Annotated in this window: 11 protein-coding genes; 10 read left to right on the top strand and 1 reads right to left on the bottom strand. The window is 55.1% G+C overall.

What is annotated here, in order from left to right; all coding sequences use genetic code 11:
* The first annotated feature begins 84 nt into the window (after positions 1-84).
* The 10 genes from secA (at position 85) to RWS31_RS08875 (ending at position 10868) form a co-directional block, all read left to right on the top strand.
* Positions 85-2613, top strand: coding sequence for a preprotein translocase subunit SecA (gene secA, locus RWS31_RS08920; protein WP_314597648.1), 2529 nt, complete (start codon positions 85-87; stop codon positions 2611-2613).
* 86 nt (positions 2614-2699) lie between these two features.
* Positions 2700-3807 (top strand): peptide chain release factor 2 gene (prfB, locus tag RWS31_RS08915; protein WP_314597646.1). Its coding sequence is split into 2 segments (ribosomal slippage): positions 2700-2768 and positions 2770-3807, totalling 1107 coding nucleotides; the frame shifts between segments, so codons are not numbered across the junction.
* 16 nt (positions 3808-3823) lie between these two features.
* Positions 3824-4519: a DUF2993 domain-containing protein gene (locus tag RWS31_RS08910; RefSeq protein ID WP_314597644.1), complete on the top strand. Its 696-nt coding sequence runs from the start codon at positions 3824-3826 to the stop codon at positions 4517-4519.
* A 5-nt stretch (positions 4520-4524) separates the two neighbouring features.
* Positions 4525-6579: a DUF5693 family protein gene (locus tag RWS31_RS08905; RefSeq protein WP_314597643.1), complete on the top strand. Its 2055-nt coding sequence runs from the start codon at positions 4525-4527 to the stop codon at positions 6577-6579.
* Positions 6576-7694 (top strand): polysaccharide pyruvyl transferase CsaB, encoded by a 1119-nt coding sequence (gene csaB, locus RWS31_RS08900; protein WP_314597641.1) that lies wholly within the window; start codon positions 6576-6578, stop codon positions 7692-7694. Before RWS31_RS08905 ends, csaB begins: the two co-directional genes overlap by 4 nt.
* 176 nt (positions 7695-7870) lie before the next feature.
* The gene (locus tag RWS31_RS08895; RefSeq protein ID WP_006192339.1) at positions 7871-8251 is read left to right on the top strand and encodes a universal stress protein; all 381 of its coding nucleotides are present in this window, start codon (positions 7871-7873) and stop codon (positions 8249-8251) included.
* Positions 8252-8453: 202 nt separating this feature from the next.
* Positions 8454-8603, top strand: coding sequence for a hypothetical protein (locus RWS31_RS08890; RefSeq protein ID WP_314597638.1), 150 nt, complete (start codon positions 8454-8456; stop codon positions 8601-8603).
* Between the two features lie 667 nt (positions 8604-9270).
* On the top strand, positions 9271-9759 hold the full coding sequence (locus RWS31_RS11055) for a hypothetical protein (RefSeq protein ID WP_399553747.1): 489 nt from the start codon (positions 9271-9273) through the stop codon (positions 9757-9759).
* Positions 9650-9892, top strand: coding sequence for a tyrosine-type recombinase/integrase (locus RWS31_RS08880; protein WP_314597635.1), 243 nt, complete (start codon positions 9650-9652; stop codon positions 9890-9892). Before RWS31_RS11055 ends, RWS31_RS08880 begins: the two co-directional genes overlap by 110 nt.
* A 184-nt stretch (positions 9893-10076) precedes the next feature.
* On the top strand, positions 10077-10868 hold the full coding sequence (locus RWS31_RS08875) for a tRNA 2-thiocytidine biosynthesis TtcA family protein (RefSeq protein WP_314597632.1): 792 nt from the start codon (positions 10077-10079) through the stop codon (positions 10866-10868).
* A 23-nt stretch (positions 10869-10891) separates the two neighbouring features.
* Here the strand turns inward: RWS31_RS08875 and RWS31_RS08870 are convergent, their stop codons facing one another.
* Positions 10892-11617 carry a 7-carboxy-7-deazaguanine synthase QueE gene (locus tag RWS31_RS08870; RefSeq protein WP_314597630.1) on the bottom strand — a complete coding sequence of 242 codons (726 nt, stop codon included), beginning with the start codon at positions 11615-11617 and terminating at the stop codon, positions 10892-10894.
* Positions 11618-11619 lie beyond the last annotated feature (2 nt).

Here is an 11619-nt window from a genome sequence, read left to right as displayed (position 1 = left end):
ATACTTTCGGAGGGACGCCGCAGGGCGCTCTCTATCATCAGTCTGCGCCGCGAGGGCGGCTGCGGGAACGAGGAGTGATACGGATTGCTCGGATTCATCAAGCGATTCCTGGGAGATAACAACGATAAGGAAATCAAGCGGATGCGCGGCATCGTCGACGTCATCAACGGTCACGAAAAGGCGCTCGAAAGCCTCAGTGACGATGCGCTTGCAGGCCATACGGGAAAGTTCAAGGAACGTCTCGCAAACGGCGAGAGCCTTGACGATATGCTTCCCGAGGCGTTCGCCGTCGTGCGCGAGGCGTCGAGGCGCGTCCTTGGCATGCGTCATTTCGACGTGCAGATGATCGGCGGCATCTGCCTGCACGAGGGCAAGATTGCGGAGATGCGTACGGGCGAGGGCAAGACGCTCGTCGCGACGCTGCCCGTCTATCTCAATGCGCTCGAAGGCAAGGGCGTGCACATGGTCACGGTCAACGACTATCTCGCACGGCGCGACAGCGAGTGGATGGGGCGTGTCTATCGCTTCCTCGGTCTCTCTGTCGGCCTCATTGCGCACGACATGGACTTCCCCGAGCGAAAGCTCGCCTATGCGTCCGACGTCACCTTCGGCACGAACAACGAGTTTGGCTTCGACTACCTGCGCGACAACATGGTCATCCATCCGCAGCAGATGGTGCAGCGCGACCTCCACTATGCCATCGTCGATGAGGTCGACTCTATTCTCGTCGACGAGGCGAGAACGCCGCTCATCATCTCAGGTCCAGGGCAGAAGTCGACGGACATGTACGCTGTCATGGCACGCGCCGTCGCTCAGCTCAAGGAGGGCGAGGACTACAAGCTCGACGAGAAGCAGAAGACCGTCGCACCGTCCGATGAAGCCGTCTTGAAGGTGGAGCGCATCGTCGGCATCAAGAACCTCTACGCGCCTGAGAATCTGGAGCTTTCGCACTGCTTCACGGCAGCTCTGCGCGCCAAAGCTCTGATGAAGCGCGACCGCGACTACGTCGTGCGCGACGATGAGATCATCATCGTCGATGAGTTCACGGGTCGTCTCATGGTTGGCCGCCGCTATTCGGACGGACTGCATCAGGCGATCGAGGCGAAGGAAGGTGTGAAGATTCAGCGCGAGAGCCAGACGCTCGCGTCGATTACCTTCCAGAACTACTTCCGCATGTACGACAAGCTCGGCGGCATGACGGGCACGGCAAAGACCGAAGAGGACGAGTTCCTCAAGATCTACAAGCTGCCCGTCGTCGTCGTGCCGACGAACCGTCCCGTGCAGCGCGTCGACGAGCCGGACGCCATCTACAAGACGAAGCGTGCGAAATACCGTGCCGTTGGACAAGCGGTCGAAGAGATTCACAAGACGGGACAGCCGATCCTCATCGGCACGACGTCCATTACGCAGTCGGAAGAGCTCAGCGCCATCTTGAAGAAGCACGGCGTCGAGCACAACGTCCTGAATGCTAAATACCACGAGAAGGAAGCGGAGATCATCAAGGACGCCGGACAGAAGGGTGCCGTGACGATCGCGACGAACATGGCGGGACGCGGCACGGACATCCAGCTCGGCGATGGCGTGCAGGAGCTCGGCGGCCTCTACATTCTCGGCACGGAGCGCCACGAATCGCGGCGCATCGACAACCAGCTGCGCGGTCGCGCGGGTCGCCAGGGCGACCCCGGCCGGTCGAAGTTCTACTTGTCGCTGGAAGATGACCTTCTGCGTCTCTTCGCGTCGGACAATATCGCCTCCATTATGGATCGGCTCGGCATGGACGAGAACGATCCGATTGAGCACAAACTCATCACGCGTTCGATCGAGCGTGCACAAAAGAAGGTCGAAGCCAGGAACTTCGACATCCGCAAGCACGTCCTCGAATACGACGATGTCATGAACCAGCAGCGCGAGGTCATCTATGCGGAGCGACGCAAGATTCTGCGCGGCGAAGATCTCAAGGAAAACATCTTCTTCATGCTCGACAAGATCATCGAGAGCGAGATGGATCAGTACGCGAACGCGAAGCTATATCCTGAGGAGTGGACGCTCGACGGACTCATCGAGGACGCGGAGAAGATCTACGCGCCCGAGGGCAAGCTCAAGAAGGAAGAGCTTGAGGCGATGAGCCGCGATGAGCTGGAAGAGACGCTTAAGACGACGGCGCGCGATGCCTATGCGGCGCGTGAGCAGCTCTTCGGCGAGGAGAACATGCGCGAGCTTGAGAAGGTCGTCATGCTGCGCGTCGTCGACAATCATTGGATGGAGCATCTCGATCGCATGGACATGTTGCGTGAGGGCATCAATTTGCGCGCCTACGGGCAGAGGAATCCGCTCGTCGAGTACAAGATCGAGGCGCTCGACATGTTCGAGGCAATGGAAGCTGCGATTCAAACGGACATCGCAAAGCTCATGTACCGCGTGAGCATCGTGACGCAGGAGCAGCAGCAGCTCCAAGACCGCCTGCAGACGGCGCGCGCCTCGCACGGCGAGGAATCCAGTGCCGCCGAGACGAAGAAGAAGCCGCAGCGCAACAAGAGTGACATCGGGCGCAACGATCCATGCCCGTGCGGCAGCGGCAAGAAGTACAAGAATTGCTGCGGCAGGAACAAGTGAGACAGAACTTTCCCGCTTGCGGGAGAGCAGCGATAAGGAATAGATTTCCCGCGAGAGAAAGTGCTACTACGTAAGGATGTGACAAGATGCTCGAAGATTGGAAGCCGGAGATTTTGGCGATGCAAGCGAAGCTCAAGGAAATGGGGGATTCACTTTGACGTCGCCAGAAAGGAAGAGAAGATAGCCGAACTCGAATACAAGATGGGTGAGCCGACCTTCTGGGACAATGCGGAAAAAGCGCAGAAGATCAATCAGGAACTTGCCGCAATCAAGGGAAGCGTCGACAAGTACAAGGAGATCGTCTCCAAGACAGACGATGCACAGGCGCTTCTTGAAATGGCGCTGGAAGAAAATGATACGAGCCTTGAGCCTGAGGTGCAGGCGGAGTTTGATACCATTAAGACTGCCGTGCGCGAACTGGAGCTCGAAGTCCTCTTGTCTGGCCCTTATGATGCGAACAATGCGATTCTCACGCTGCACGCGGGCGCGGGCGGTACGGAGGCGCAGGATTGGACGCAGATGCTTCTGCGCATGTACGGCAGGTGGGCGGAGCGCCACGGCTTTTCCGTCGTCACGGCAGATCTGCTGCCCGGCGATGAGGCGGGCGTCAAGAGTGCGACGCTCTTCATCAACGGGCACAACGCCTACGGGTATTTGAAGTCGGAAAAGGGCGTACATCGCCTCGTGCGCATCTCGCCCTTCGATTCCAATGCGCGTCGTCATACGTCGTTCTCTGCCTGCGACATCATGCCCGAGATCGACGATGCCGTCGAGGTCGCGATCAATATGGCGGACGTGCGCGTCGACACCTACCGTGCTTCGGGTGCGGGCGGTCAGCACATCAATAAGACGTCGTCCGCCGTGCGCATGACGCACATGCCGACGGGCATTGTCGTGCAGTGCCAGAACGAGCGCTCGCAGCTGCAGAACCGCGAACAGTGCCTGAAGATGCTGCGCGCCAAGCTCTTTGAATTGGAGCAGGAGAAGAAGGAAGCCGAGATCCAGAAGCTCGAAGGCGATCAGCAGAAGATCGAGTGGGGCAGCCAGATCCGTTCCTACGTATTTCAGCCCTACACGATGGTCAAGGACATGCGCACAGGCATGGAGACGGGCAACGTGCAGGCAGTCATGGACGGCGATCTCGACGCCTTCATCGAGGCCTTCCTCGCAGCGAAGGCGAATCATGAAATTTGAGATTTAGGGTGATGTTTTGCGCAAACTTTTGATGCTTTTTGCAGGCGCTGCGGCAATCCTTCTCGTCTTTGGCGAAACTTTGCTGCCCACATGGGCGCGGCATACAGCAGAGACGATGCTCAGGGATCGCGGGGCAGAGAGCGCCGAGGTGACGCTTGAGAGCACGCCCGGCATCCTGTTCCTCTTGGGACAGATCGACACTCTCAAGCTTGATGCGAAGGGGCTTCGCATCGGCGATTTGCGCATGGATCGCGTGCAGCTGACAGGAAGCGGCGTGCATTTTTCGTCGCGGGAGCTTTTCCTCGATCACCGCGTGCATCTCATTTCTGCCGAAGATTTGAAATTCACGGGCACCGTTTCCGAGGACGCTCTGCGCAATCTTTTGGCAAAGCGCATCGACAAGCTTGACAACATCAAGGTGACGATTGACGAAGATGGCGTGCACGCGACAGCGGACGTGAAGATCTTCGGGCGTATGGCGGATGTCGTGCTCGAAGGGAAGATCGTCGAGGACGCGCAGGCGCTGTACTTTCACATGACGCGGCTCGACATCAGGAACGCCTTGATCGGCAAGGCAAATCTCGGCGACATTTTCGGCGACATTCAGATCGCGAAGCTCGATGCACTGCCCTTGAAGACGCGAATCGAGAGCGTCGAGCATAGGAAGGGTGCTATCGTCGTGCGCCTCTCTGCCAGAGGGAATGAGGAGTAGGATACATGAAGCAATTTCAATACAACAAGGTGCTCATCGTCTTCATCTTCGTCGGTCTTATCGCGGCGCTCCTCATCGACGTCGCACGCTGGCGTGCTGAGGAGGTCAACAAGCAGGTCGATCTCGCCATTGACTACGAAGATCTCGTGCAGCTTGCCGAGCAGGAGGGGAAACCTGTCCCTGAAGTGTTGCAGGCGGCGAAGGAAGCGGGCATCACGTCGCTCGCCGTCTACGAGACGACCTTCAAGAAGCTCAACGCAAATGGAAAGGCGACGGCGCTCGCGGGAAGTGAACTTGTAGCCAATTACCATGCGGGGATCTTGACCGATCCCGCGTGGCGCACCCTCATCGAGAACGGTACGATCAAGGGATCTGACGTCTGTGTCGTCGGGCATGATGCGCGTACCTACAAGGAGGTCAAGGAGGACTTGCTGCGCCGCCTGGGTGCTGCTCGTGTGAACGCCGTCACAATCAACGGTGTGGAAATCCTCGTCGTCAAGGCGAATTACGAAACCTTCCTCAAGATGGATCTCGGTATGCCGACGGACGAGATGCAGGCGGTCAATGACGCCGGCTTCTTCGTGCTCGCACGTCCGACGAATTATCTGGGTTGCACGCCCGACGATGTCGATGCCGTGTTCCACCGTCTGGAAGACTACCGCATCTCGGAAGTCGTATTCTCTGGCTCGCAGATGCTCGGTGCTCCGAAGTCGCTGCAGGCGACGATCGATCACTTCAAGGAGCGCAATCTCGTCCTCGGACTCATCGAGGATACGACGCAGCTGCAGTTCTATAAGCAGGATGGACTTTCCGAGATCTCCAAGGGCGTCGGCTACGACCATGTCGCGCGTCTTTACACCATCCCGAAGGACGAGCAGCCGAAACTCAAGATCGAGACGGCGGTCGAGCGTTGGGCGAATACGGATATGGAGCGCAACATTCGCATCAACCTCCTGCGCATCTACGAGAAACCTGCGCCCGGCATGACGCTCTTCGAGACGAATATGCACTATATCAAGGCGACGGCAGAAGCCGTAGAATCGCATGGCTTCGCGCTTGGTCCTGCAGGGACGTTTGAAAACTGGTATGCGCCGCGTCCTCTGCGTGCCGTGCTGATGCTCGGCGTAGCGGCTGCTGTCGTGCTCTACCTCTCACTGATCACGCACCGTCTGCAGCCGAGGACGCTCTACGCGCTCTTTGCTCTGTTGGCGTTCGTCTTTGCTGCGCCGATCCTCATGGGCAGCGGCGCGAAGATGCGGATTCTCGCGGCGTTTTTGAGCGCGAACCTCTTTCCGGCTCTCGCCGTGATATGGCAGCTCGACCGCATTCGCGGCATGGAGCCCGATGCGAAAGCACCGCTCTGGCGTATCATCGGAACGGCTGCCGTCGCCCTTTTTGTGACGGGGGCGCTCTCCTATGTCGGAGCTGCATATCTGTCGGGGGCGCTCGCTGATGTCGAGTACTTCCTTGAGTTTAACATCTTCCGCGGCATCAAGCTGACGTTTGTCCTGCCCATCGTCCTCGTCGCCATCGCATTTTTGACGCGTTACGATGTCTTTGATGGCAGAATGGCGGAGGGACAGGGCGCTCTCACGCAGCTTCGTCAGATTCTCGATATGCCCGTGAAACTCAAATCCCTTCTCATTTTCGTGCTCGTGGCTCTTGCCGCCGTCGTATTCGTCGCACGTTCCGGTCATACGTCGGGCATGCCCGTCTCGGGGCTTGAGCTGAAGTTCCGTGCAATCCTGGAGCAGGCGTTCTATGCGCGGCCGCGCTCGAAGGAGCTGATGATCGGCCATCCGGCCTTCATGCTCGCCGTCCTCGCGTGGTGCCGCAAGTGGCCGACAATGCTGCTCTTTGCGCTCGTGCTCGTAGCGACGATTGGTCAGGGATCGATGGTCGAGACGTTTGCGCACATGCGCACGCCCGTTTACATGTCCTTTGTGCGCGGCATCGGCGGCATCGTCCTCGGCTGCGGCATCGGCGCAGCTCTCATGGTGCTCGTGCACCTCGCGCAAATGATACTATCTTCGGCAAAGGAGCGTTTCTCAAAGGAATGAGCAACATCGTAGTATCCGGATATTACGGCTCGAAAAACGCCGGTGACGAAGCCATGCTCGCCGCGATGATCGAGGTTCTATCCGAACTGGACCCGCAAACGAATATCACGGTGATCTCAGCGAATCCTCCGGATACGAAGCGCCGCCACGGTGTTGAGGCTGTTTCATGGCTCTCGTTTTCCGATATATGGAAGGCTTTGCGCGCTTCCGACCTCCTCGTGTCGGGCGGCGGCAGTCTGCTGCAGAATGTCACGAGTCGCCGCAGTCTCTATTACTACATGGCGATCATTGTCCTTGCCTTTCTCGCTCGAAGGCCCGTCATGCTCTATGCGCAGGGTATTGGTCCGATCGAGGGCTTCTGGGCGCGCACGATGATGCAGCTCATCGGCAACGGCGTGCGCCTCATCACCGTGCGCGACCACGGCTCTTTGGCAGAGCTTGAGGCCATGGGCATTCATCGTCCTAAAATCGTCGAAACTGCCGATCCGGTGCTCGCCATCAATCCCGTTGCGAAGGATATGGGATGGCAGGTCTTGCAGTGGAACGGCGTGACGGATGACAAGCCGCTCGTCGGCATATCCGTGCGCGAGTGGAAGGGCTGGCAGCGCTACAAGGAAGCCTTCGCCGAGGCGGCCGACCGCATCGCCGTCGAGCTTGGTGCGAATCTCGTCTTTCTGCCCATGCAGTATCCCGAGGATGTCAAGACGGCGGAGACGATTGCTGCGATGATGAAGCAGGAAGCCATCGTTCTCGACGGCGAGTTTTCGACAGCGGAGCTTCTTTCACTCGTCGGCAATATGGATCTGCTCATCGCGATTCGCCTTCATGCCTTGATTTTTGCGGGCGTCATGGGCGTGCCGCTCGTCGGCGTATCGTACGATCCGAAGATCAATCGTTTCCTTGACTCCATTGGTGAGACACCCGCCGCGAAACTTGAGACCATCACGGCAGATGAACTCATGGCGGAAGTGCGGCGCAAGTGGCAGAGGCGCGATACGCTTTGTGAGAAAAATGTTGCTCTCTTGAAAGAGCTGAGGAGACGCGCATTTCAAAATGCTGAGCTTGCCGTGGGAATCCTGCGAAAAGGTGCGCCTTCTCTGGAAAAGAAGAATTGAGCGAAGTGTAGGAGGAGAGCTGTCGTTGGAGACATCACGTATTCCAGCGACGGCTTTCTTTACGGTGCAAGAAAATATCGAAAATTTTTCAGAAAAATACCAAAAGAGAAAAGGAATTTTCGCTTTGATATAGAAGTAGACAACAGAGGAAAAAAGTTCGCTTGGAGGTGTTTTATATGGGCAGCATCAACAAAATTCTCGTGCCGGTCGATGGTTCTGTCAACGGCTGCAAGGCTGTGGATGAGGCGATCGCCTTTGCGGAGAAGTGCAATGCAAGTCTCGATTTCGTCTATGTGGCGAGCAACATCAACAAGGATATTCCGAGCCATCTCGTCTTCGACCGCATCTGGGAGAAGATTCCCGAGAATATGAAGGCGACGCGGCATGTCGAGACGGGCAACGTGCCGAAAGCGATCCTGAAGATTGCCGACTCGGAAAAGAGCGACATGATCATCATGGGTAGCCGCGGTCTCGGTCTCTTCAAGGGCGCTTTGATCGGCAGTGTCAGCCAGAAGGTCGTCGAAGAGTCCAAGGTTCCCGTCATGGTGGTAAAGTAAACGGCGGACAATAAGCGGAAAAAGCAGCCTCCGCAAAGGAGGCTGCTTTTATCTTGTCTGCGATGATGGGGGGAAGTTTTAGAATACTAAGTAGTATAAAATCAGATTTTCTACACCGTGCATTTACTTCCGATAAGTATAAATTATCGGAAGTAAATAATTATTTTGTTTATGTTTGTATTTTAGAGCCAGCAACAACGCTATGTTATCGGTACAAATCGACGATATCGCAATAGGGGTTGACGTAAACTATATAATTCCTGACAGCTACGATGATGCGGTCTTCCTCGCCGTTCGCGACTATGCCCGCACGCACCATGCCCAGCTCATCCGCAACGCCTACAGCAACTAAAAGTCACCGATTTCGGTGACATTAACCGCCTCGATCCAACACGGTTAATCCCCTCGAATCCGACGGGTTTAGCTTGCATATAGACAACCGAATATGCTATACTAAGGGTGGCTGGAATGTGGTGGTGATACCATTCCGACATGCAAAAAGCCCTCCAAGATAGCGACTTGGAGGGCTTTTCTATTCCCATACTGCGAGCAGGGCTTAGCGCTCAGGCTTGTTGCCTTCACAATCTCTCGTCAAACCATTTGCACAGATAGTAGCTGACTATCCCTGCCGCAACGGAGATAAGGAATGTGGTGGTGATATTTTCCATTCGTCCATGCACCCCCTTTCCATTGCCATGTCTAGGGGAGGCAACGCGTCAAGTATAGCATACTTCATCGCAAAGAAGAAGCCTATGGATAGACGTAAAAAGCAGCGGAAAATAAAGGCATCCGACAATCCCCCTTATCATATCACGGTATTGCCGCTTTACTTTTCACCCGATTTATGGCACTTTACTTGACTTTATTTGTCAAGTAAAAGCGTAAATTTCTGCGAAAAGTAAAGTAACAGTTGAAATATTCGACCATTCCATGCACATGCACGATATGATCTGCCGACAAATAGAAGCCGTTCATCATGCGAGCACAACATCGAATGACAGAAAGGAAAGAAATATCCAATGGCATACATCCGAAAACGCGGTGCCAAGTGGTATTACACCATCGAGATCAGCAGCGAGACCCGCAAGCGCAAGGAAGTCCCTGGCGGCGCTACACGCCAAGAAGCCGAGGCAGCCTATGCTCGTGCTCTTGTCTCGCTCGAAGTCAACAGCGGCTACGTCGAACCGACGAAGAAGATGGTCGTGGAGTTTTTCGCGGAGTGGCTCTCCGACGATGTGAGTATCAAGACGCACAAGAATACTGCCCGCTCCTATCGCTCCATCTTTGAGAATCACATTCGCCCTGCCATCGGTGATCGCAAGCTTCGCTCCATCCGTCCGCAGATGCTCCAACAGCTCCTGAACGACGTCAAACATCTGTCACACCAAACAGGGGTGGATGCTTACGCCCGATGCCATGCGTTATTTCAACCAGTGGTGCGGCGAAACCTTCGGCGCGGGCTACACCTTTCATTCCATGCGCCACACGCACGCCACCCTTCTGCTTGAGGCGGGCGAGGACTTGGAACTTGTTTCCAAGCGTCTAGGTCACGGCTCTATCAACACAACGGCGCAGACTTATTTCCATGTGCTCGATACACGCAAGCAGAAAATAAGAATCCTGCTTGACCAAGTCTTGTAAAAAAAGATGTCACTCTTCTGCTCTGAGTGACGTCCTTTCCCGTCTGTTATTTGCCGCCATTTTTACGAGTGGCAGCAAAATAGCGGCAAATCCGTTGCAAACCCGTGATTTTACTGGATATTCCGTATGATTTTTATGCTTATCGAAAGTAAATAAACTTTTAGAAAAGATGGGAGCACTTACCGTGAACAATATTCCGCAACTTTATTTCAGTAAACTCATGCGAGCCGTTGTCGAGTTTCAGCTGATCGAAGACGGCGATCGCATCCTGATTGGGATTTCAGGCGGCAAGGACAGCATATTTCTTGCATATGTGTTAGCCATCCTGCAGAAACGTATGAAGAAGAAATTTTCTCTTTGCGCCTTGACGATCGATCCGCAATTCACGGAAGATTTTCCTGTTGCGCGCATCGCTTCATTTTGCGAGGAGATCTCCATTCCCTTTGAAGCCGTTTCGGTGAATATAGCTGGCACCATCGAGGAGACGCCGGGAAAAAATCCTTGTTTTACCTGCGCATTTTTTCGGCGCGGCGCAATCAATCGCTATGCGCAGGAGCATGGATGCAACAAGGTGGCTTATGCGCATCACAACGATGATGCGGTGGAAACATTGCTCATGGGAATCTTGTATTCGGGCCAAATTCATACGTTTACGCCCAAAACGTATCTTGATCGCTCCGGCATCACAGTCATTCGTCCACTCGTCTATTTCCGTGAATCGGAAATTCGTGATGCGATTGCTGTTCACGGGTTCAGTCCCATCCCCTCTCCATGTCCGCTCGATGGAACGACGATGCGTCAGGAGGTCAAAGAGCTGATTTCTTCATGGGAGAAAAAGGATCCGCAAATTTACCATCATTTAGCCGCTTCCATGCGTGAAAATGCCGTCGGAGAATTGTGGCCGCGCATACAGACGCGAGATGAAATGTTGGAAACGTACCGTACATACAAGAAAAATCCTGTACCTGAAAAATGAGTACAGGTGGAAAAATCTCGCGGTCAGAGCAACCCCATCATGCGATGAGCTTGCGGGATGACGCGGACGTTTACCAGATGTTCGGCGGCTTCCGCTTGCAGATGCAGAAGTTTTTTTGCCGTTGGCGCATGCACGCCGCCAAACGGTGTTGCAGGCTGTATTATGAAGAGGATCTGCGGTGCGATGTGCGCGACGAGATGCACCGCCTCTTGAAACTCCTCTTCTTCCGTATTTTCTGCGACGACGATCTTTACATAGGCGTCATAATTGTGCAGCAGCCGCAGAAAGCGACGATGCTCTTCCCATAGAGGATTTCCTGTGACGCTAGGCAATTTGATATCCATGCTGATGTAGGAAATTATGTCGAGAATGCTCGCCATCTCTTCATAGAGCGTGCCGTTCGTTTCGAGGAAGAGCGGCACATTTACCTCGGAAGCAAGCGCACGGATGAAGGCGGCATGAAGAAGCGGCTCCCCTCCTGTCAGACTGATGGAATGATGACGCACTGGCACTACGAAGGAGCGGATTCTTGCCGCAACTTCCTGAACGGACAATGGATTGGGCAATTCTTCATACTCACCGCATCCCGGAATCGCTTCCACTCGACAGGAAGCGGCAGGCTGAAATGCAGTATCACAGAAGCTGCATTTGATATTGCAGCCCGCAAAGCGCAGAAATACTTGACGGGCGCCGATGTACTTTCCTTCTCCCTGTATGGAGGAAAATATTTCGAGGATGTTCTCTTCCATAC

Origin of the sequence: uncultured Selenomonas sp. (assembly GCF_963528755.1) — a bacterium.
Lineage (GTDB): Bacteria > Bacillota > Negativicutes > Selenomonadales > Selenomonadaceae > Selenomonas.
Note: the sequence above shows the minus strand (reverse complement) of the source record. Positions and strands in the feature narration are given on the sequence as shown.

What these genes read in the sequence shown, in the direction of transcription:
- RWS31_RS08905 (WP_314597643.1), top strand. Translation starts at nt 4,525, where the DNA reads ATGAAGCAATTTCAATACAACAAGGTGCTCATCGTCTTCATCTTCGTC.
- csaB (WP_314597641.1), top strand. Translation starts at nt 6,576, where the DNA reads ATGAGCAACATCGTAGTATCCGGATATTACGGCTCGAAAAACGCCGGT.
- RWS31_RS08895 (WP_006192339.1), top strand. Translation starts at nt 7,871, where the DNA reads ATGGGCAGCATCAACAAAATTCTCGTGCCGGTCGATGGTTCTGTCAAC.
- RWS31_RS08890 (WP_314597638.1), top strand. Translation starts at nt 8,454, where the DNA reads ATGTTATCGGTACAAATCGACGATATCGCAATAGGGGTTGACGTAAAC.
- RWS31_RS11055 (WP_399553747.1), top strand. Translation starts at nt 9,271, where the DNA reads ATGGCATACATCCGAAAACGCGGTGCCAAGTGGTATTACACCATCGAG.
- RWS31_RS08880 (WP_314597635.1), top strand. Translation starts at nt 9,650, where the DNA reads ATGCTTACGCCCGATGCCATGCGTTATTTCAACCAGTGGTGCGGCGAA.
- RWS31_RS08870 (WP_314597630.1), bottom strand. Translation starts at nt 11,617, where the DNA reads ATGGAAGAGAACATCCTCGAAATATTTTCCTCCATACAGGGAGAAGGA.